Source organism: Myxococcus sp. AB056 (genome assembly GCF_006547365.1).
GTDB classification, from domain to species: domain Bacteria; phylum Myxococcota; class Myxococcia; order Myxococcales; family Myxococcaceae; genus Myxococcus; species Myxococcus virescens.
In genome coordinates, this window is the sequence record NZ_VHLB01000058.1 from 23,668 (window position 1) to 45,189 (window position 21,522).

Here is a 21,522-nt window from a genome sequence, read left to right on the forward strand (position 1 = left end):
TCAGAGCGTGTAACCGCCGTCGCTCAGCAAGGTCGTGCCTGTCATCAGCGCGCAGTCATCCGACAGCAGGAAGCCAATCTGGCGCGCGACCTCCTCCGGCCTGGCATAGCGGCCCAGGGGCGTCGCCATGGCGGCGAGCTCGGCGAACGCCGCATCGCGCCCGACCTGCGCCACTCGTTCCGCGAACATGGGGACGGCATCCCATACCGGTGTCTCGACGCCCGCGGGCGCGATGGCGTTGACACGGATTCGGTCAGCCGCGCCTTCCTTCGCCGCCACCTTCACCAGGTGAATCAACGCCGCCTTCGACGCGCCATACGCCGCGACGCCAGGCTCGGGCTTCACGCCCGCCGCGGACGCCGTCGCGACGATGGAGCCACCACGCCCCCGCATCGCACGCATCGCAGCGCGCAGCGTCAGGAACGCACCGTCCAGATTGATGGACAGGATGCGCCGCCATTCGTCGAAGCCATGGTCGACGATGGTCGCTGCCCCCGCGACACCCGCGTTGACCACGGCATGGTCAAGCCCCGCCAGCCTTGGCGCCAGCGCCTCCCAGAATGCCTCGTCTCGCACATCCCCCACGGCCCGGTCGACCGCGCATGGAAGCGTCACCGCCTCCAATGCTTCCTGCGCGAGGTCGACCAGAATCAGTCGTGTGGCACCTTCTGCTGCCAGATGTCGTGCCGTCGCCAGCCCGATGCCAGAAGCAGCCCCAGTCACGAGCGCGGTTCGATGTGTGAATGTCCCCATCGCCTCTTCTAGCCGCGCCTTTCGAGCGAAGTCGAGCGACGCTGACCTTCGGCGTGGGCATCACGGAGGCCAGCCAGTCAGGTGGAGCGCGGCACCGGTGGAGGGGCCGCGCTCCGTTACGTCAGGCGTCACTCTTTCCGCTGCCTCCTTCTGGTTCGCGAACGCGAGAGAGCGAAGAGTCCGCCGACCACCGCGAGAAACAGTTGCCCCGTACCGCCGCCCTCACACCCCCCGCAACCCCCGCTCGCGCCATTCACCTGCCCGTCACCAAGGTCCTCCTCGGGAGGCTGCTCCCCTGGCGGCTGTTCCTCGGATGGCGTCTCCCCGATGCCGGGCTGCGGGTCCCCTGCCAGGATGCGGAAGGGCGCGCTCGTGCCCGACACCGTTCCATCCTCGGTACTGGCGACGCGCAGCAGCGCCTCATGGCTCGGCACGTCGGGCACGCGCCAGATGAGGTGCCCCGTGTTCTCCACCGAGGTGGCTACCGGCACCCAACTGGCGCTCGCCTCCGTGGAGTACGCCACGTCCAGCGTCCGCACGTCGCCGAGCGTGGACCACCTCACCTCCACGTCCTGGCCCACGACGAAGTCTTCTCCGCCGGCCGGTGCGTCCAGCACCAATCGCGCCGCGGGCGCCGTCGCATCCGCCAGCCCGAAGTCATCCACCAGCGCCCATCCCACCCCTTCCAGGGCGACGCCCACGCTCAGGCCGAACGCGTCGGCCGGCAGCGCGATGGGCAGCTCCCACGACGCCTCCGTCCAGGCCTCCGCGGGTGGCAGGCTCGGGCCGCGGTTCCACACCTTCCACGTCCCATCCGCCCCCTTCACGGCCGCCTCCAGGTGCAGCGGCGTACTGGAGCGGTACCAGACGCTCACCCGCGAACCGCCCCCAGGCGTCACGGCGGGTGCACAGGTGCCGTCATCGCGCAGCACATGGAGCGAGGCGGCGCCCCCGGAGTCTTCCACGCGCTCGAGCCGGTAGGACCAGGCGCCGCTGTGCGCCTCGGCTGAGCGCTCGGCGCGCACGGCGCCACCGTGGGCGGGGCCCAACTGCCAGCAGTCGGGCACGCCGTCGACGTTCGCGTCGTCCTCGAGCGAGGGATTCTTCAGCGTGGCCGTGGGCGGCTGGGACACGGGGTGCACCGCGGGCCGCGCCGCACCGCCCAGGATTTCCTGCATCGTGCGCACCTCTGTTCCCATCGGTGCCCGCTGCGCGAGCCAGCCCATGAACTCCCGGAGGACGTCGGGCTTCACGCAATAGGTGCGCTTGGTGCAGTCCGGCGCCACGAAGTGGAAGACGACGACCACCCAGCCGCCCCCCGCGGCCTCCGCCGAGGTGACCCACGCCTGCAACTGCTCCAGTCCGTCGTCGCGCGTCACCGTCGCGGGCGTGCGGATTTCGTAGGGGTCGAGCGGAGGAATTGTCTCGGCCGTGGGGCAGGAGCCACACGTGTCCACCAGTCCCCGCACGTCGCGCGCGGCGTTGTAACCGCACGCCGCTGCTGTCTGGTTCACCACCGCATCGTTCGAGCCGAAGGGGAAGGCGAGGGAGGTGGGCGAGAAGCCCCAACTGAGCAGCCGCAAGCGGTCCTCGCAAATCTCCTGTCGTTGCTTCTCGGGCGTCAGCACCGCCAACTCCGAGTGTTGCAGCGTGTGTCCCCCGATGTCGTGGCCGGCCGCGGCCAGGCGGCGCAGGTCATCGAGGTTCAGGTATCCCGTCTGGCCAACCCGCCCGCTGATGATGAAGAAGGTCGCCTTCAGCCCCGAAGCCGAAAGCATATCCAGCACCTGGCGCTGCTCCTCGAGTCCGTCATCGAAGGCCAGCGTGACGACCGTCCGCGCCCCTGGCGCCCCGGCCCACGCCCCTCCGCTCCACACTCCCAGCACCATTGCGAGGAGGCAGGTGCCCGCCCGCGCGTTGAGCCTTGCTCGCATGTTCCCCCCTGTCTCAGCCCACGACGCTCCCCTTCGCGATGGGCCCCCTGCGCCCCGTCCCCTCACGTTTTGAGGCTGGGCGGACCCAGGCGCAACCGGAGTGCTCCCTCGCGGACGAGGGGGATGGCGACAGCAGCGCTGCTACACGCCCTCGCGTCGCAACTGGAGGCAGGCTCGGGGGGGCGGGCACGGGCCCTGCAGTGGGAGGGCAGGGCTGGCAGGGGGCCGGGTTCTGGCTTGGGACGGAAGGCCCCTGAGGTCCGACGCTGCGAACACCACAGGCGTTTTCAGGTGTGCGAACAGTGGAGCGAGGCGAACGCGGGAAGGGGCAGGAGCAGATGCCGGTGCATGCCGCGAGGCTGCCGCACCCTCCGCATCGGGCTGCCACGAAGGGCGCTGCCGGTGCCCGTCCGGAGTACGCGCCGGAACGGGCCGTGTGGCATTCCAGTTGAATCAGAAGCGAGCGAGGAAGGCGTCGTAGCCGCCGGCGTTGGTGTTGCCGCCGAGGCTTCCGAAGGTGTTGCCGGCCACGTAGGCGTTGCCAGAGGCGTCCACGGCCACGCCGCGCGCGATGTCCTGGAACGGGGTGCCCAGGGTGCGGGTGCCCAGCTTGGTGCCAAGCGCGTCGTAGCGGGTGAGGAAGGCGTCGAGTGAGCCAGTGGACGGGTTGCCATCGAGCGCGTCGGAGGTGTAGCCGACGAGCTGCACGACGTTGTTCGCGGTGACGGAGACGCCGAACGCGTAGTCAGTCTGCGCGCCACCGAGCATGCGGCTCCACTGGCGGTTTCCGGCGCTGTCGTAGCGGGCGAGTAGCACGTCGACAGTGCCGTTATTGGCGTTGCCGTCGAGGCTGCCGAACGTCTCGCCAGCGAGGTAGACGCCGCCGTCGGGGCCCACGGCGACGCTCTTGGCATCATCGAGCTCGCCCGCGTCGATTTGCCGGACCCACTGCTGGGCGCCGAGGATGTTGAGCTTGAGCAGGAAGATGTCGCTGCTCACCGGCGTGGTGGTTCCGTCGAGGCTGCCGAAGGTGTTGCCGACGACGTAGACCTCGTGGGTGGGCGTGACGGCGATGCCGCGCGCCATGTCGCTCGCGGAAGTGCCGTACTGCTGGAGCCAGTACGGGTTGCCCGCCGCGTCGTAGAGGGCGACGACGATGTCGTAGTTGTTGGGGTTGCCGCCGTTGGCGAAGCTGCCGCCGGTGTAGCCGGTGAAGAAGAGCTTGTCGGGCGCGCTGACGGCGAGGCCGGTGGCGAAGTCGTCCATCTGCGTGCCGTTCTGGCGCAGCCACTGACGGTTGCCGGCGGCGTCGTACTTGGCGATGAAGTAATCGATGCCGCCTGCGTTGGTGTAGAAGTCGAGGCTGCCGAAGGTGGTGCCGGCCACGTACACGTTGCCGGCCTCGTCGGTGGCCACCGCGGTGGCGCGGTCCGTCCGCGCGGTGCCGAACTGGCGGACCCACTGGAGGTTGCCGGCGGTGTCGTACCGGGCGATGAAGGCGTCCTGGCCGCCGGCTTGCGGGTCGGCACCGAGCTGGCTGGTCGTCTGGCCCGCCACGTAGACGCTCGTGCCCGAGACGGCCACGGCGTGGGCCTGTTCGTCGAGGTGGGCGCCGAGCTGGCGCACCCAGGACGGAGGTGGGACTTGTGCCTCAGCGATGGAAGGCACACCCGAGGCGCAGACAATGCCGACGAGCCCGAACATGCTCAAGAGAGGGTGTTTCATCACGAACTCCGTTTCTCAGCGGGGGAACTGAGCCGTGACGCCGGGAGGACGCCTGTCGTCCGCTCCGGGGGAGAAGTCTGTTGCCACGGCATCCCTGCAAGACCACGAGAGACGGGCGCGCGGAAGATGGGTAACGAAAGACACGCAAGAGACAGTGTCTGACCCAGGTCTGAGGTGTCATGGACCCGGATGCAAATGATTCACTGTGGCAGCTTCAGCGCCGTTGCGGCTGTGACATGTGTTGCTCTGCCCCCGTCAAATCGGACAGCTCAGGGGGGGCGAGTTGGCGGTACGGCACTCGCGGGGATCGTCATCTTCAGCCGGGGGGCGCCGGAGGCAGGTTGCCCTCTTGAGGGCACCAGGCGGGGGCGAGGAGGACCGCGGGCTTGGAGGCCCGCGGTCCTTCGCCGCGGCTCGCTAGTCCTTCGTGCAGACGACGTCGTCGACCTGGAGGTGGTCGCGGTCGGCTTCGCTGCGGCTCGGATAGAAGAACAGGCGCCAGTCACGCACGTTGCCCGTGATACGGAAGAACACCGGCTGCCACTCGTCGCTGTCGACGGTGAGGAAGTCGGTGGCCGGGCTCCAGCCGGCGCTCGAGTAGCTGCGATGCCGGATGGTGCCGTGGCCCCGCACCCGGTACGAGCAGGAGTAGTTGCCGCTCGGGATGTTGAACTTCTCGAGCGTGAAGCGCTCCGCGACCTCGATGGGGACCACGAACTGCAGCGCCGACGAACCGCCATGCACCGCCGCCGTATAGCGCACGAGTCGCGACGGCCTGATCTCCGTGCCCGGGTCGGCGACGCCGTTGTCCAGCCCGTACCAGTAGTCCGGGATGAGATGGTTGCCGTGGTAGGGGATGTAGGTGGTGCTCCAGCTTTCGAATCCACCATTGGGGATGATGTTGGCGGGGTGGTCAGCGGACACGCAGCGTCCGGTCGCCGTGTCGCAGGCCGGCAGCTCACCCACGCAGTCGTACGTGGTGAAGCAGGCTCCCGCGGACAGCTCGCACACGCCGCTCGTGGGGTTGCAGCTCGTCGCCGGGTGGTTGCACACGACGCCGGCGCAAGGGTCGCCCTCGACGCAGACGTGGCTGGCCGTATCGCAGACCGGCGTCTCCGGCGTCCCCGCGCAATCCGCGTGGCGAGTGCAGCGGCCGGCGGCGACCACGCACGTGTTCGTCTCGTCGCAGGCTTGCCACGCGCTGCAGTCCTCGGCAGCGTTGCACCGGCCGGCGAGCGGCTCGCAGGTCGCGGTGGCATTCACGCAGCGCTCCCAGGACTCGCAGCTGACCGCATCACACGGCTCGGCGGCCCGCGTGCAGCGCACGTCATCGATGCTCAGGTGCTCGCCGCTGGTGTTGCGGATGCTGAAGATGAGCTCGAAGGTGTCGAAGACGTCGTTGGCGAGGTTGAAGCTGTACGCCACCTGCGTCCACGTCGCGCTGTCGACGGCCGTGTAGGACGAATAGCTGGAGTAGTCGTCGTCGAAGAAGGCGTTTCGAACTTCGCCGGTGCCCCGCGCCTGGAAGGTGCAGGCGTAACGGCCCGCGGGCATCGACTTCGCTCCGGTGGTGAAGCGCCGGTGCGTCCCCGAGGTGTTGGTCAGGCGGACCGCGTTCACGCCCTCGTAGGCGTTCGTGGTCACCTTCTGCACGCTGTCCGACGTGATGTTCGACTTGCTCCCGAGCCACATCTCCGGAAGCGCACCGGGCCACTCTTCGAAGCCCCAGTTGTCGATGACGCTCAGCTCGGGCTCCACGCCCGCGTCAGGCGTCTCACTACCGGCGTCGGGCGTCTCGCTCCCCGCGTCCGGGATTTCCTCGCCCGCGTCCGGCGTCTCGCTGCCGGCGTCCGGAGTTTCCTCACCCGCGTCGGGCGTCTCGCTGCCGGCGTCCGGGATTTCCTCGCCCGCGTCCGGCGCTTCTTCACCCGCGTCCGGCGTTTCCTCACCGGCGTCAGGCGTCTCCTCGCCCGCGTCCGGCGTTTGGCCGCCCGCGTCCGGCCGCGTCTGGCCGGCGTCAGGAGTCACTACGGGATCCGAATCCCCCCCGCAGGCGGCCACGAAGACCAGCAGCGAAGTCAGACACACTCGAAACAACGTCAAAGCAATCCTCCGGTTCGCGGAAACTGGCTTCTCGTACCACACTTCCCGCAAGCGAGACCGAGCCGGCCCCCACGGTGGCGCTGTGTCTGCCTCATAGTGCGGAAGAATTCTGAGAGTCCGACGCTTTCTTGATTCTTCCGCGCTGCGTGGGCGCGTTCTTCCCCGGAAAGCCCCACATGGCGCACCTGGAGACCAAGGTGCGCACGACCGCGAGCGGGCTGCGCGCGACTTCAGCAGCTTCGGCGACACGCGATGTTCACGCCGTGTTTCCACCAGGATGGGCTGGAGTTCCTCGTGGATGTCCGCCGCGTCTCTGACCAGGTTCACCTTCGCCTATCTGGTCATGCAACGGGTCGACGAGGGCGTGGCATGCGCGGGAAGGGCTTGTCGCCACTGAATGGAGCCCGTTGATGCAGTGGAACCCTGGCAGAATGTTGGCGTCGGGAGGGGGGCATCCCGCGCTCACGTCCTGGAGGCATGTCTATGAACGCCGCGCTCATCGTCGCGCTCGCGCTGGCCAGCGCACCCGTGCCTGGCGGCAGCACCTCGCTCCAGCAGCTCGTGGAGCGCATCCCCGAGGTCGTCGATGACAGCGGCGGCGTCGGCACGGACGCGCAAGCACTCGCGAGCCGCATCCAGGCGCATGGCGCGGCGGCGATTCCGTACCTCCTCCCGCTGTTCAGGGAGGAATCGGAGCCCATTCGTGACTTCGCGGGCTACGTCCTGCGTGACCTCGAAGGGCTGACCGAGGAACACCTCGATGCCCTCATCCAGGCCCGGCTTCATGGGGACGGATGGATTCCTCCCGCCATCGCTCGCATTGGAACCCCCCGCGCCATCGCATTCCTCGTCGAAGAGCTCAAGGATGAGCCCCAGACGCAATCGCAACTGACTCATGCCCTGGTCATCGCGGGCCGCAAGGCCGCCGCCTTGCTCGCCGAACCCTTTGGCGCGGCGTCGCCCGTGCATGAACGCTACGCCAGCGCGGTGTGTGAAGTGTTCCAGGAGATGGGGCCCAACTCGGGGCCCGCCGTTGCGCCCCTCTTGAGGGTGGTGACCGGGGGCGAGTCCTTCCCTGAAAATCGGGCCCATGCCATTCAGGTGCTGGGCTGCATCGGTCCCTCCGCTACGGCGGCGGTGCCCGCGCTGCAGGCGTTGCGCAAGAATGCCACCCTGCGAGAGACGGTTGATGACGCGCTGATGCGCATGGGGCCTGCTGCCGCCATTCCCGTCTTCGTCGAGCACCTGCGCACGAAGCCCACGGTGTACCTGCTTCGCGACCTGGCGGAACTCCGCGAGCGGGGGAAGGGGGCGGGCAGTGCGGTTGTCGCGCTTCTGAAGAACGAGAACCCTCAGTTGCGCTTCGCCGCGGCGCGGACGCTTGGCTACATCCAGTTCACAGACGCGACCGACGCGCTCATCACGATGCTGGGCGATGTCAGGGACTGGAGGATGGCCTTTGCCTCGGCCGAATCGCTCGGAAGGCTCCGTGCCACGCGGGCCTTGGCACCGCTCAAGGCCGTCGCGACGAAGCACTGGGCACCTCCTGTCCGCGAGGCTGCTCGCAAGGCCACGAAGGTCATCAATGGCAAAGAGACATACGCGGCGGGCAACCCGAACTTCGCGTTTGAGTACTTCGCTGGCGACCGCATGCGCTTCGCCCAGCAAGCATCCCTCGAACCGGCACTGGTCGCGGCACCGGATGAGCTCCCTGAAGCTTCATTCGAGCCATTGACGTACGAGACCGAGGTCCGCTCGGTGGGGGTGGATGGAGAGCGCCGCACTCCCATCAAACAGACACCTCGATTCGGATTGCGCGTTTCGAATGGGCATCTGGTGGGGGCAAGCCGGGGGGAGTGGGGAGGAGAACTCATGCACCTCCCGACTGACGCCGCCGCGAAGAAGATTCTGGACGCCAACGCCACTGGCCTCCACAAGGTCGGCGAACACATCGTCGCGGTGACGGGCCTGTCCCATATCGTCACCAACAACGGGATGCTGTACCGGATTGTTCCCCGTGACGGTGCCTACGTGGCGGAGCCGTGGCGGGTACTCCCGGGTGCGCCGCGACGCTCAGGGCTGCTATCCGATGGGCGCCTCTTCGTCTCCTGCCTGGGCGCGGATGTGGTCATCACGCCCGAGGGAGACATGCGGCTCGCCACCCCACAGGACATCTCAGGCACGCAGGAGCAGGCGCCACCCGCTCCACCCCGGCGCAAGTGAGCTTCGCGCCGGAGACCGGGCGCACCTGAACGGCGTGCGCCCGGCCCCGCGTGAAATCAGCGTGTGCCTACTCCACGGTCTCCACGGTCAGGCACTTCGCCGGGCCGAACGTGGCCGCGTAGTACGGCGTGTAGAGGTCGGGCCCGAGCGTGAAGTTGCAGGTGTTCACCGCGTCCGGCGACAGTCCCTGGTTCTCCTGCAGGTAGCGCGCGACGTAGTCCCGCACGCCATCCGCGGACGTCCACAGCACGCGGCCTTCCTTGAACATGCTGTACCCGCCACCACCGCCCGCGCGGTAGTTGTTGATGGCGACGATGAAGACCTGGTCGTCGGTGACTTCATTGCCCTTGAAGCGCAGGTGCGTGGTCCGCGAACCCGCGGGCTTCGTCAGGTCATAGCCGTATTCGATGTGCGAGTAGAGGTCCCAGTTGTAGTCCGCGATAGAAGGCGAGGCGGCCTTCGCCTCCGCGGGCGTCTGGGGCAGGTTGGCCGGGTCAATGGTGGTGAAGTAGTTGGCGTTCATCTCCACCGCGCGCCGGAGGATGGAGCCGTTGATTTCCATCACGTACAGCGTGTTGTCGTAGATGTAGACGCTGTAGGCATCGCGCAGGGTGACGTCTCCCGCGGGCAGCGAGACATCGTTGGTGAAGATGGCGCCCAGGGACAGGTCCACGGCGAAACCGGCTTCGAGCGCGGCCTGCTCCTGCACGATGTTGATGAGGTCCCCCAGCGGGCCGTCCACGTAGCGTCCGGCGAAGCCGCCCGGGAACACGCCGGTGGTGGTGCCAATCTTCTGGTTCACGTAGGCGACCGTCGTGTCGTGGTGGACCTGGGTGCTCTGGGTGACGGCGGCATCCGCCGCCACCGTGTCATCCACGACGTGGAGCTGGGCGTCATGGGTGTTCACGCCCCAGCGCTCGCCATCCCAGGTGACCTGGAGCTGGACGTCGGCCAGGTGGCTGCCCCAGCGGTTGGGCTGCGTGAGGAGGACCTCGCTACCGTCCACGTTCCGCAGCAGCATCTTCGGAATGGGCTGGTGCGTGTGGCCCGTGAGGAGGACATCCACGCCGGGGACCTGCTGGGCAATCTGGACGGCCTGGTTCTCTCCAGGGAGGTTGCCCCGGTCCGCCCACTTCGAATCATCCGCGTAGTCGGCCAGCCACGAATCGGGGTTGCTCGCGCTGCCGGTCGGCTGCCGGTCGGGACCGCTGTGGATGGCCACCACCACCACGTCCGCGCCGGCTTCCTTCATCCGCGGCACGTAGTCCTTCGCCGTCTGCAGCGGGTCGTCGAAGCGCAGGCCGGCGATGTTCTCCGCGCGCTCCCACGTCGTCACGCCAGGCGTCACCAGGCCGAGGATGCCGACCTTCACGTCGCACACCGTCTTGATGACGTAGGGCGTGAAGGCCTCGGAGCCGTCCGCGCTGTTGCGCACGTTGGCACCGAGCAGCGGGAAGTTGACCTCGTTCTTGAACTTGTTGAGGACGTCCAGGCCGAAGTTGAACTCGTGGTTGCCCAGGGCCATGGCGGCATAGCCCATCTCGTTCATGGCGGCGGCCATGGGATGCTGGGGCGTGTTGTCCACCAGGGCATAGTAGGTGCCCAGCGGCGAGCCCTGGATGGTGTCGCCCGTGTCGACGAGCAGCGTGCAGTTCGGGTTCTTCTCCCGCTCCTGCTTGACGAGCGTGGCCACCTTGGCGACGCCGCGCTTCGCGTCGGGCTTCCCGGAGAAGTAGTCCCACGGGAAGATGTTCGTGTGCAGGTCGCTCGTCTGCAGCAGCGTCAGCGTACGAGGGGTGGTGTCGGGCGGGGGCTCGTTGCCGGGCCCTGGATCTTCGCTGGAGTCGCAAGCCGTCAACAGCGAGCAGGCACCCACGAGGCAAATTGAAGTCGTGCGCAACGTGCGCGCCCAGGCAGGAAAACGCATCAGGAAACCTCTACAAAGTTGGATGCCGGGAAGAATCTCCCAGCAGGGCGAGACCCTAACTCATGGCTCTGTCATTCCCGGTGCGGGGCGGTTTCGCCAGGCGCTCGCTCGGGCGGCGGCTCTCGAATTCCCGCCAGTGTCTCTGGGATTCTTGGGATTCGGGAGCGCGGCGTTGCAGGATGCCATGCTCGTTGAGTTGAAGTCTCACGGAATGAGAATTGACGCAGGCCGTCTTGGGGGCAGTCGAACACGAGCCGGGCACCCCATGTTTCACCTCCGGCCAGGGCCGCCCCACTCGCGCGGACACGCACCGGGTTTCGAGCCAGCGGGCGGCGTCCGTGAATTCCATTCGAATCCATAGAACTTTGTCAGCCATTGTTTCAGGCACTCTCTGGCTGAAATGACATTGTTTCTTGGGCGCAGAGAAGCGCCCCCTTGAAGCGCGCTGCTGTCAGGGAGAGACGTTCGGTCCTGGAGGGGCTGGTCGTTCCGGGTGGGGCGTTCGTAGAATCTTGCTGCCTGAGGCTGACAGGGCGGGGGACTGACATGGCCGACGAGGTGCGCACCACGCAGTGCTGTGTCGTGGGAGGAGGCCCGGCGGGGATGATGCTGGGCTTGTTGCTGGCACGGGCGGGGGTGGAGGTGACGGTGCTGGAGAAGCACGCGGACTTCCTGCGTGACTTCCGCGGCGACACCATTCACCCCTCCACTCTGGAGCTGATGCACGAGCTGGGGTGGCTGGATGAGCTCCTGGCCTTGCCGCATCAGAAGGCGCCGATGTTGCGCTTCCAGCGCGGTGCCCATGACGTGGTCGTCGGAGACTTCTCTCACCTGCCTACGCGCGCGCGTTACATCGCGTTCATGCCCCAGTGGGACCTGCTCGACTTCCTCGCGCGGAAGGCCGCCGAGTACCCGGGCTTCCACCTGCGCCGGTGTGCGGAAGTGACGGATGTGTTGCGTGAGAAGGGGTGTGTCGTCGGCGTCCAGGCCCGGACGCCGGAGGGCTCATTGGAGGTTCGTGCGTCGCTGGTGGTGGCGGCGGATGGCCGGACCTCCGTCGTGCGTCAGCGCGCCGGCCTGGAGGTGGAGGTCCTGGGCGCGCCCATGGACGTCCTCTGGTTCCGTGTCTCGCGCAAGCCCGAAGACCCCGCGGACCCCATGGGCCGCTTCGAGCAGGGACAGATTTTCGTCCTCATCAACCGGGGCGACTCGTGGCAGTGCGGGCGTGTCATCGCGAAGGGCAGCTTCGATACCTTGCGCGAGGCCGGGCTGGCGGCCTTCCGAGACGACTTCGCCCGGATGGCGCCCTTTTTGGCGGACCGGACCCACGAACTGGCGACGTGGGACGACGTGAAGCTGCTCACCGTGCGAGTGGATCGGCTGCGCACCTGGTACCAGGCGGGCCTGCTCTGCATCGGTGACGCGGCGCATGCCATGTCACCGGTGGGCGGGGTCGGCATCAACCTGGCGGTGCAGGACGCGGTGGCCGCCGCCAACATCCTCGCGGGGCCACTGCTCGCCCGGCACGTGACGCCCATGGACCTGCGGCGCGTCCAGGAGCGCCGGGAGTGGCCCACGCGTGTCACCCAGCGGGCCCAGGTCCTCATCCAGAATCGCGTGCTCGGGCCCGCCCTGCGAGGCCCGGCGGCGTCCACCGCGCTTCCCTTGCCGCTGTGGCTGATTCAGCACGTCCCCTTCCTGCGGCGCATTCCGGCGCGTCTGGTGGGCATGGGCGTACGGCCCGAACACGTGCGCACGCCAGCGGCGCCTCCCAGGGCCTGAGCGATTCAGGTGGGCGTCAAGCCTTGCCCGCCACCTTCGCGGCCCACCACCGCAGGCCCACGAAGAGGAAGCGCCAGTCCTTGAGGAACTCAGGGGGCTTGCGCTCGAAGGCATGGCCCACGAACTGGAAGCTCCACCCGACGACGAAGAGCGCGGCGGGCACCTTCCAGAGGCGAGGGACGAACGGGGATGCGGCGGCCAGGGGGACCGAGGCCGCAATCATCGGAATGCCCACCGTATGACACAGACGGTTGACTGCATGGGTGTGGCTTTTCGAGTACTCCGAAATCCACGCCTCCCAGGAACGGTCGCCGAGCATGACGCCACGGTATGCACCGTGCGCCCCAGGAGGAAGGTGCCGGGTGGGTGCTCGCCTGGCCAGGGAGGCGCCACGGGCGTGTGATGCTGGAAGTCACAAGCTTTGCATGACCGCTTCGACTGACGCCGAGCGGAGGGCGCTCATCGAGGCCGCGAACCGGGCCCAGGTTCCCATCCACGTCGAGCAGATTGTGACGGCAACGTCCGAGGACGTCGAAGTCGTCGCCCGGCTGCCGTCGGATATTGAGCCCACAGTGCGCTGCACGCCAGCGGCAAGCAGGACGTCGTCCTCGGCGGCCGGCGGCCGATGCACGAGGCAATCACATACATGGAGAGCCACGGCGAGCGGATGCACTACGCCGAGGCACGAGCGCAGGGGCTGCCCATCGGCAGCGGCAACGTGGAGGCCACCTGCAAGTCGCTGGTCGCCCTGCGCATGAGGCGCCCGGGGGCACGCTGGAAGGAGGGGGCCGGCCAACACATCCTGGACCTGCGTGCCCTGGTGCTCTCGGAACGATGGGACGCCGCCATGCGTCTCACGCTCGCGCCACAGCGAGCAGAGGTGCGGCGCGCCGCTTGAGCAGGATGGGAGCCAGTCCCTGGGCCCTGTGCTAAGCCCCTGGCGCGCCTGCGCAGGCTCTCGGCGACGAGAGAATGCACGCTCTAGGACCACGCGACATGAAAACGACTTCGGAAAGAATCTCCCGGTGGGCAACCATTGCTCTCTCGCAACGGGGCCCCATGATCGTGGTGTTTCTCGCCGTGTTCATCGTGCAAACCGCATGGACGAGCAAGTTCCTCGGAATCGACCTGGATTACCTGGTGCAGAACCAGGGGATTTTCCTGCTCGTTCTATTTGGGGTGCTGTTCGCCCTCGACGGCGTCAGGATGGTTCTCCACAAGTTCCTCTCGTCACGCGTCCAGGGGAACGACAGCGACGTGAATGACGAGCAGGAACGTGTCACCGCGATATTCTCTCTTGATACCTCAGCCCCGGCGAAGTCAGCGGCGCTCATGGGCATTGAGCACCTGCAAGAGAAGCACAACTTAGACGCGCGGGACTGCCCGGAATGCGACGGAGAGGGGTGCAAAGGCTGCGACGACGGTGGCCTCATCCTCGTCTGGGAGAGGGAGCCCTGCGGCCCAGACTGTCCCATCCTGGCTACCCAGCAGTGATACGGGGCGCGGGTCCGCCGAGGGGTGAGTGGAGTTGCCCCCGTCAAATCGGACAGCTCAGGGTTGGGAATGTGCTCGTGCGCGAGCTGGACGACGAAACCCGCATGGATGTTGCCCCCACTCTACGTGGGGTGAAGACCGTCTCCGCCTGACCCCCCGCCATGTTGCACGTACGTCGCATGACCCTGCGGAACGCGCTGGAACATGGCTGGACGTCGAGGGCCCTGACGGGAGTCGAATCTGGGGGTTCCAGAGCGGATGCGAGGTGAGGGCGCGACTCTGCTGGGTTTGCGCACCGCCCGGCCGCAGGTTCCCAACCCGCGGCCGTACCCGCGGATGCTGGTGGATGCCTCCGGATTCCAAGCGTCTGACGCTGACGTGGACCCTCCGCGTCCGCTGCCAAGGGCATGTGCCCGGGGCGGGAGGCCGGCCACTGGGGCCTCCCGCCGCGTGGTGGCTACGACTACGCGGACGGCTCCTCCCACGGGAAGTGGGTGGCGCCCATCGCGGGCTTGAGGTCGAACAGCCAGGAGGCCTTCTCGTCGTACTTCGCGAAGAAGGGCCGGCCGACGAGTTCCGGGTCGCGCGCCTGGATGAAGTGGAGGACGAAGACCTTCTCGCCGGCAATCTCCGCCACACCGTCAACGCACACCTTGCCGGGCGTGGCGGACATCGACGGGCCCCGCACCGTGCGCGCCAGTCCGGACACGCTCTGGTAGGCGTTGCGGAAGATGTCGTAGGCCTCGGCGAGCGGTACCGCGAAGTAGTCCTGCGGCCCGGTATCCCGCTCGACGAACATGTAATACGGCACCATGCCGTGGCGCAGGTGCGTGCGCCACATGCTCTCCCAGGTGTCCGGGGTGTCGTTGATGGTGCGGATGAGCGGCGCCTGGGTGCGGATGACCGCGCCGGTGCCCCGGATGCGGCGCACCGCCTCCTGGACAATCTCGGGGACCATCTCGTTGGGATGAGAGAAATGCGCCATGAAGGCCAGGCTCTTGCCGGAGGCGACCACCTTCTCGAACAGGCGCAGGATGTCGTCCGCGTCTGAATCCGTGACGAAGCGCTGCGGCCAGTAGGCCAGCGCCTTGGTGCCGATGCGGATGGCCTCCAGGTGTTCGATGTCCAGCAGCGGCTCGATGTACTTGGCCAGCACGGCCTCGGTCATGATCATCGGGTCGCCACCGGTGAACAGCACGTTGGTGACCTCGGGGTGCGCGCGGATGTAGTTCACCAGCGGGTCGATTTCCCGCGAGGCGAACTTCAGGTCCGCGTCGCCGACGAACTGCGCCCAGCGGAAGCAGTACGTGCAGTAGGCGTGGCACGTCTGACCCTGCTTGGGGAAGATGAGCACCGTCTCCCTGTACTTGTGCTGGAGGCCCGGGACGGGCTCTTCGTTGGCCAGCTTGGGAACGTTGAGCTGCATCTGCCCGGCGGGGTGCGGATTGAGCCGCGCGCGAATCTCGTTGGCGGCAGCGTTCAGCTCCAGGGGGGATGCACCGGAGCTCAGCAGGTCTGCCATGCGAGCCACGTCGTCCGTGGGCAGCATGTCCGCCTGCGGGAAGACGAGCCGGTAGATGGGGTCGGCGGGCGCGGCGGCCCAGTCGATCAGCTCGTCCACGACGTAGCTGTTGGTCCGGAAGGGCAGCACGTGCGCCACCGCTTGCACCGCGAGCCGTTCATCCGCTGAGAGCCCGGCCCGAGTCGTCAGCTCGTCCAGATGTCGGGTGGTGTAGGCGCGGTACCGGCGACCTGTGGACAGAGCCAGTGCTGCGTTTGACATAACGCTCATGTCTCGTTTCTCCTGCGGTAGTCAGGGCGGCCACGAGGTCCACAGCGGCCACCCTGGCTGGTGGCCGGGCGTGAGCGCACACCGTTTGACCACCAACGAGGGAGAGTCCGGTTACCACGCCGAGGTGCGAAGTGTCATCCCTCAGGGGCGAACGGGCAGCCTGGATTCCACCTTGCGTCGCAATTCACAGTGACTCTGCGTCCGCAGTGGCGTGACGCAAGGTGTCGAAAGCCGGGGATTCTGCTGTCTCCAGGCTTCGAGCCGGGGAGTCCCTGCCGCCGGGGCGGGCCGGTAGATACCTGACATACCCCTGTCATGCGGGCTGTCTAAGTCAAGGGCGTCGTTTCACTCGCTCGAGGAGATGCCGTCATGTCGAAGGACAGCAAGCTGAAGCAGTACACCGGAGGATGTCTTTGCGGAGCGGTGCGTTTCGAGGCCGAGATGGATCTGTCGGAGCCCGTGAGCCGCTGCAATTGCAGCATCTGCACCAAGGTCGGCGGCACGCAGGCCTACCCGAAGCCGAGCGCCTTCCGCGTCACCGCGGGCGCGGAGCACCTGGGTGAGTTCCGGAAGGGCTCGAGCCCGAACTTCCGCTCGTTCTGCAAGCACTGCGGCATCCATTGCTTCTCCGCCGGGTTCGTCGAGGAGCTCGGTGGAGAGTTCCGGTCCGTCAACATCCAGTGCCTGGACGACGTCGACCCCGGTGAGCTCAAGGTCGTGTACTGGGACGGCCGCCATGACAACTGGGAGGCCGGGACGCGCGACAGGCCCTGGCCCATCCGGAGCTGAGCCTTCGCTCACGTTCCGCGCGGCTTGCGCCGGCGAGCGAGCCGCTCCGCCTGCTCCGGGTTGAGCATCTTCACGTAGGCCAGGAGGCCGTCGAGGTGCGCGCGGTGCGCCTCGTCGTCCACCGACTGCGCCTCCTGGTGCAGCATCGCCCGGAGCCGCCGCCGCTCCTCGCGTGACAAGCCCAGCGTCGTATTCACGGTGACGCCAGTGACGCGCTGGGCACCGCCCCGGCGTTGCACGCGGGTCTTCTCGCGGTTGACCTCGAAGCCTTCCTCCTGCACGTACCGCGCGGCCAGCGCGCGGACTCGCTCCAGCGCCGTGACGTCGTCGCCGGAGAAGGTGAGGTCATCCGCGTAGCGCGTGTACGTGTAGCCGTACCGACGCGCCAGTCCCGCCAGCCGCCGGTCCAGTCGCAGCAGCACCGCGTTGCACAGGGCGGGGCTCGTGGGGGCGCCCTGCACGCAGACGCGTGGGCCCACGGGAACGTGGAAGAGGGTGCCCTCCAGCTCCACGGGCTGGCGCTCGGACTCCGTCATCAGCACCGCGAGCGTGGCCGCCACGGGATAGCCGTAGCCCAGGGCGATGAGCAGCCCTCGCACCCGCGCGAAGGTGACGGAGGGGAAGAAGTCCTTCAGGTCCAGCTTCAGGACCACCCGCCGGCCCACGTGCGGCGCGGCGCCCGTCTTGATGGAGCGGCCGGGCACGAAGCCATGGGCCTGTGGACTCACGGGGAGCTTCGACACCAGGAGCGCCAGCATCCGGCGTTGCAGGGCCTTCAGGCGCCGCTTGGGCGCATGCAGCAGCCGGACGCCTCCGGAGCGCTTGGGCACGGCGAAGGTCACATAGTGCCGCACCCGCTCGCGCGGGCGGTGGACGCTGTAGTGGCGGAGCACGCCCACCGAGACGCCCAGGGCCGCTGCCACGTCCTCCTCCGTGCGCCAGACCGGCAGGCCGTAGCGCGCCAGCTGGTCCTCGTCGGGCAGCAAGTCCCTCAGGTTCCGGTTCCGCGTGCGCAGCGTGGCGGAGAACAGCCGCCGGGCCTCGGTGGCCTCCATCCACTTCTTCCGGCCCGGGGTGTAGCGGCGGACGCCCTTGGGGAGCAGCCGCGCATCCCGGCGGACCTGTCGCAGGTGCCCCGGCTTCAGGGGGCCCGACGTGGAGACCGTCTCCGTCACGATGTCCTGGGGACGGCCGTGGGCATCCAGCGGCACGTCCAGCCCGGTGGTGCTTCGCGTCACGGGACGGCTGAACAACCCCTTGAACCAGGAGAGGGTGGTGTCGAACCAGCTCATGGTGCTCCGGAAGAGGCCAGGGGACGACCTGCGAGGCGTTGGACCCGGGGCTCCCTGCGTTGCGTACGCTGGGACCCTGGCGAAGAGATGGGGACAGAACACCCCCGCGGCGAAACACCGCGGTACTCATGGCTCATCTGCGAGCCCTGGCCTCTCCCGAGAGCACCTGCCGTTATCGTCATTCGTCGTCTCCCGGGTCAAGCGTCTCCGTGGGCCGCCGCCGCGCGCCCGCCTCCGCTGCCCGGGCCGCGAGCGCGTCCGCGGAGGCGGGCTCGGAGCTGCGGAGCTCGCGGCGCTGCGCTCGCGCCAGGCGGCTGAGCGCGAGCAGGTGTGCGCAGGGGCCCTGGTTCAGCAGGTGCTCGCTGAAGTACTCGCAGCCGCACCGGCCGAAGAGGACACGGTCCTCGTCGTTCATCACCAGCTCGACGCCCGACTGCGGGCCCGCGCGGCCATGGACCACCCAGTCCCGGTGAACCACCTCGCGCGTGACGGGCCCCTCCGGCGTGGGCAGCGTGCGTACCTTGCGCTTCTCTCGCGGCGCCGCGGAGGTCACCTCCACCTCGCCCGCGGCCTCCAGGCGCTCCGCTTCCTCTCGGCGGGCGTCAGGCGGGTACAGACGGCCCAGGTCCACCGGCGTGGCGAACAGCTCGCGGTGGCGCCAGCGCCGCGCCTCCACGTCGAAGATGGCGCGCCCGGCCGCGCATTGCGCCGCCAGGGCGCCCGCGGCCCGCGCCGTGTCCACGCCCAGGGCGGTGGCCACGTCCTCGGTCGAGGCATGAAAGCGCTCGCGCAGCACGCCGAGCACACGCTCCGCCAGCGCGCTGTCACGCGCCGGCTCCAGCAGCAGGTCCATGCCCGCGGTGTTCGTCCAGTGATTCGCCGTCCACCCGGACAGGCCCAGCAGGAAGCGCACGCCGCCGGGCAGGTGCGCGACGTAGAAGTGCGGCAGCGCGCGGCCCTTCAGGTAGATGTCCACCCGCTCCGCGTAGGGCAGCAGCGGCTCCAGCAGCCGCAGCCGCCGGCGGCCCCAGGTCCGGATGATGCGAGGCGCCGTGTAGCCGTGGGCCGCGCCCTTCAAGGGCACGGGGTGCTCCCAAGGCTCCAGCATCAGCCGCGCGTCCTCGCCCGGGTGGAGTTCGTAGCGCAGCGCGCGCGGTGACACCTTGGCCTTGGTGTGGCTGAGGAAGCGCACCGCGGCGAGCAGGTCCACCGGCCGCGCGGTCAGGCGGGTGCCGGGCATCGCCATGCCGCCCTGGAGTTGGAGCAGGCCCCGCACCCAGGGCTCCGGGACGTCCACCTTCTGCTCGAAGCGACCGCCCGCGCCGGTGGTGCGCACGTCGAGTCCCTCCGGACCGATGCGCAGGTGGGTCTCCCGGGTGGAGCGCATCTCGGCCAGCGCCGCCCACAGCCAGGCGGTGAAGTCCACGTTGGTGGTGCCGCAGCGCACCTCGCCCTCGGGCTCGAAGAGGCCGCGGTCCACGATGACGAGCCCGTAGGCGCTCAGGTCCTGGCTGAAGGCCTCGAAGAAGACGCGGTCGGGGTGCACGGTGATGAGCGGGTCCAGCAGCCCGCCACCCCACGTCTCGTCCCACGCGTCCGATTGCCAGATGAGCTCGCCGAGCGCCTGGAGCGCCATCCGGAGGGACAGGACGTCCCGGGCCACGCGCGCGTGGAAACGCACGGGGCGGTGCGCGTCCGCGGTCAGGCTGAGCTGCGCGCGCTCCCGGGTGGACTCGAACACGGAGGGCGTGGCGTAGAGGAAGCTGGAGGCCGTCACGCGCCGTCTCCTTTCGCGGGCAGGCCGAAGACGTGGGGGACTTCCGTGGCGTCTCGCAGCTCGGGCCAGCGCGCCAGCATGCGGGCCAGCAGCGCCATCAGCGACTCCTTGGGGTAGCGCGAGTCCGGCAGCGCGAAGGCGTCACGCACGCGCGGCACCAGCACGCGGGCGGCTTCCACGCCGTGGGCGGCGGCGTTGGCCAGCGCGTCGAAGGCGGCGTGACGCGTGCGCCGGTGCAGCGGTCTCAGCAGGGTCGCCTGGAGCAGGTCCAGGTTCTGCGCGGCCACCTCGCGGGCCTTCGCGGAGTCGCGGCCGAGCAGCCGGAAGGCGAGCGCCTGGACGTGAATCTGTGGCGCCTCCAGCAGGTCGCGCACGGCGCGGGGCTCGGCCAGGTAGAAGTCATCCGAGCGGAGGAAGAACAGCCGCGCCAGCCGGTTCTTCTCCATCAGCGCGTCGAAGGTCCAGATGGAATGGGCGGGCAGGGCGCCCAGTGCGTTGGCGGCGCGGCGGGCGAAGACGCCGCCCTCCTTCGGCAGGGCCTCGTAGTGCGCGGCCATCGCGTCGAGCACCTTCTCCCACTCCTTCGCGCTCCCCGTCGCCGGGACGTGCATGGCGGCGTGGCTGGCGAGGTAGTCCAGCAGGTCCTCGTCGTTCGCTTCCAGCGCGCGCATCACCAGCTTGGGGTACGCGGCGCGCCAGCTCGAAGCGACGTGCATGCGGAAGGGGCCGCGTACCAGCTCCGGAAAGCGCGCGTACAGGGCGGTGGCGGTGGCGTCCGTCAGGGGCTGCACCCGGGCCAGGCCCAGGCCGGGGAGATTCCATTCGCCGCCCGCGCCCGCCAGTTGGAGCAGCCGGCGCCGGGTCTGGGCCGGAAGCGATGCATCGTCCTGCACCAGCCGCAGCACCTCCGCGTCATACGTCTCCGCCATGGCCGAGGTGCGCAGGAGCGCGCCCCATACATCGTCCCAGTCCCGCGTCCGCGCGAGCGCCAGCAGCTCCGGGAAGCCCTTCGCGTCCTTTCGCCCCAGCGCGCCCCAGCGAGGAGCCACCGCCTGCAGATGGCTGAGGAGGTAGGGCACCACGTCACGTCCGCGCGCCTCCGCCAGCTCCACGAAGAGCCGCGCCGCGCCGGGCATGGGCGCCTCCGGGTGGTGCGCCTTCAGCGCGGCGACCAGCTCGGCCGGGGACTGGACGGTGCGTGCGAGCGCCAGGGCATCACGGCACCAGGTGGGCTCATCCACGCATCGCCGGTAGAGCGCGGAGGCCAGGGCCGCGTCACCCCGCGCCTGGGCCCGCTCGCGCAGCGTGTTCCACATGGGCTGGCGCTCGCGAGGCCCTCTCCACGGCAGATGCTCCAGGATGAAGGGGCGGGCGGCCTCCGCGTCCAGCGCGTCCAGGGCCAGGGCGGTAGGCTCGTCCAGCCGGGCCCAGCCGATGTCCATCTTGGCAAGCTCGGTGTGCCGCGCCGCGCGCGTGGGCGCTTTCTGGACACGCCGCACCACCTCGGTCCGCCAGAACTCCGCTTGCCGGGGGGCGCGCAGGCCCGAGAGCTTCCAGTCCAGGAGGCGGCGGAACATCTCCACGTCGTCGGTGCGGTCCGCGTCGAAAAGCCAGACCTCCAGCGCGGAGGCATTCTCCCCGAGCCAGGGGTTCCCCCACTTCCCGTCGGCGGTGACACTGCCGGGCGAGAAGCAGGACAGTATGAGGGGGCGGAAGCGGACGCGGTCCCTGGCGTGGAGGGCGGGCCCCCACAGCCAGGTGAAGGACCGGAAGGCGGGGCGGCGCGCCAGTTCCTCGAGGGCGGCACGGAGTTCTTCGTCAGACTGTGTCCGGGACAGGACGCCACGCAGGGCGGCGTCCATCTCTTTGACCTCTCGGCGGAATCGCCGCTCCCAGCTTTCGTTCACGCTCCCCGGTTTACACCGGCCGCT

Annotated in this window: 14 protein-coding genes and 1 pseudogene; 5 read left to right on the forward strand and 10 right to left on the reverse strand. The window is 68.7% G+C overall.

Annotated features, from left to right (window positions below; genetic code table 11):
• From FMP39_RS23735 to FMP39_RS23750, 4 genes are all read right to left on the reverse strand, one after another.
• Positions 1-753, reverse strand: coding sequence for an SDR family NAD(P)-dependent oxidoreductase (locus FMP39_RS23735; RefSeq protein WP_141592515.1), 753 nt, complete (start codon positions 751-753; stop codon positions 1-3).
• 128 nt (positions 754-881) lie between these two features.
• On the reverse strand, positions 882-2,687 hold the full coding sequence (locus tag FMP39_RS23740) for a polysaccharide deacetylase family protein (protein WP_141592516.1): 1,806 nt from the start codon (positions 2,685-2,687) through the stop codon (positions 882-884).
• A 453-nt stretch (positions 2,688-3,140) separates the two neighbouring features.
• Positions 3,141-4,412, reverse strand: a complete 1,272-nt coding sequence (locus FMP39_RS23745; protein ID WP_228558278.1) for an SBBP repeat-containing protein — start codon at positions 4,410-4,412, stop codon at positions 3,141-3,143.
• Positions 4,413-4,829: 417 nt separating this feature from the next.
• A complete protein-coding gene (locus FMP39_RS23750) occupies positions 4,830-6,500 on the reverse strand; it encodes an invertase recombinase-like protein (RefSeq protein ID WP_141592535.1) in 1,671 nt (556 codons plus the stop codon).
• A 492-nt stretch (positions 6,501-6,992) separates the two neighbouring features.
• Here FMP39_RS23750 and FMP39_RS23755 point away from each other — a divergent pair, with 492 nt between their 5' ends.
• Positions 6,993-8,738, forward strand: coding sequence for a HEAT repeat domain-containing protein (locus FMP39_RS23755; protein ID WP_228558279.1), 1,746 nt, complete (start codon positions 6,993-6,995; stop codon positions 8,736-8,738).
• A 67-nt stretch (positions 8,739-8,805) separates the two neighbouring features.
• Here FMP39_RS23755 and FMP39_RS23760 read toward each other — a convergent pair whose 3' ends face one another.
• Positions 8,806-10,614, reverse strand: coding sequence for a bifunctional UDP-sugar hydrolase/5'-nucleotidase (locus FMP39_RS23760; protein WP_228558280.1), 1,809 nt, complete (start codon positions 10,612-10,614; stop codon positions 8,806-8,808).
• Between the two features lie 597 nt (positions 10,615-11,211).
• On the opposite strand from FMP39_RS23760, the gene FMP39_RS23765 reads away from it, so the two are divergent.
• Positions 11,212-12,447: an FAD-dependent oxidoreductase gene (locus tag FMP39_RS23765; RefSeq protein ID WP_141592518.1), complete on the forward strand. Its 1,236-nt coding sequence runs from the start codon at positions 11,212-11,214 to the stop codon at positions 12,445-12,447.
• A gap of 16 nt (positions 12,448-12,463) precedes the next feature.
• On the opposite strand, the gene FMP39_RS23770 is transcribed toward FMP39_RS23765, so the two are convergent.
• Positions 12,464-12,766: an Mpo1-like protein gene (locus tag FMP39_RS23770; protein ID WP_140795232.1), complete on the reverse strand. Its 303-nt coding sequence runs from the start codon at positions 12,764-12,766 to the stop codon at positions 12,464-12,466.
• 255 nt (positions 12,767-13,021) lie between these two features.
• On the opposite strand from FMP39_RS23770, the pseudogene FMP39_RS23775 reads away from it, so the two are divergent.
• A pseudogene (locus tag FMP39_RS23775) lies at positions 13,022-13,345 on the forward strand (ISKra4 family transposase); the annotation flags it as partial.
• A 98-nt stretch (positions 13,346-13,443) separates the two neighbouring features.
• Positions 13,444-13,941 (forward strand): hypothetical protein, encoded by a 498-nt coding sequence (locus tag FMP39_RS23780; protein ID WP_141592519.1) that lies wholly within the window; start codon positions 13,444-13,446, stop codon positions 13,939-13,941.
• Between the two features lie 463 nt (positions 13,942-14,404).
• On the opposite strand, the gene FMP39_RS23785 is transcribed toward FMP39_RS23780, so the two are convergent.
• Positions 14,405-15,733 carry a KamA family radical SAM protein gene (locus FMP39_RS23785; protein ID WP_141592520.1) on the reverse strand — a complete coding sequence of 443 codons (1,329 nt, stop codon included), beginning with the start codon at positions 15,731-15,733 and terminating at the stop codon, positions 14,405-14,407.
• A gap of 369 nt (positions 15,734-16,102) precedes the next feature.
• On the opposite strand from FMP39_RS23785, the gene FMP39_RS23790 reads away from it, so the two are divergent.
• Positions 16,103-16,522 carry a GFA family protein gene (locus tag FMP39_RS23790; RefSeq protein ID WP_011556204.1) on the forward strand — a complete coding sequence of 140 codons (420 nt, stop codon included), beginning with the start codon at positions 16,103-16,105 and terminating at the stop codon, positions 16,520-16,522.
• 8 nt (positions 16,523-16,530) lie between these two features.
• Here the strand turns inward: FMP39_RS23790 and FMP39_RS23795 are convergent, their stop codons facing one another.
• From FMP39_RS23795 to FMP39_RS23805, 3 genes are all read right to left on the reverse strand, one after another.
• Positions 16,531-17,814, reverse strand: a complete 1,284-nt coding sequence (locus FMP39_RS23795) for a reverse transcriptase family protein (protein ID WP_141592521.1) — start codon at positions 17,812-17,814, stop codon at positions 16,531-16,533.
• A 178-nt stretch (positions 17,815-17,992) separates the two neighbouring features.
• The gene (locus FMP39_RS23800; protein WP_141592522.1) at positions 17,993-19,591 is read right to left on the reverse strand and encodes a hypothetical protein; all 1,599 of its coding nucleotides are present in this window, start codon (positions 19,589-19,591) and stop codon (positions 17,993-17,995) included.
• Positions 19,588-21,453, reverse strand: coding sequence for a gliding motility protein (locus FMP39_RS23805; protein ID WP_228558281.1), 1,866 nt, complete (start codon positions 21,451-21,453; stop codon positions 19,588-19,590). The genes FMP39_RS23800 and FMP39_RS23805 overlap by 4 nt, the downstream gene beginning before the upstream one ends.
• Positions 21,454-21,522: the final 69 nt, after the last annotated feature.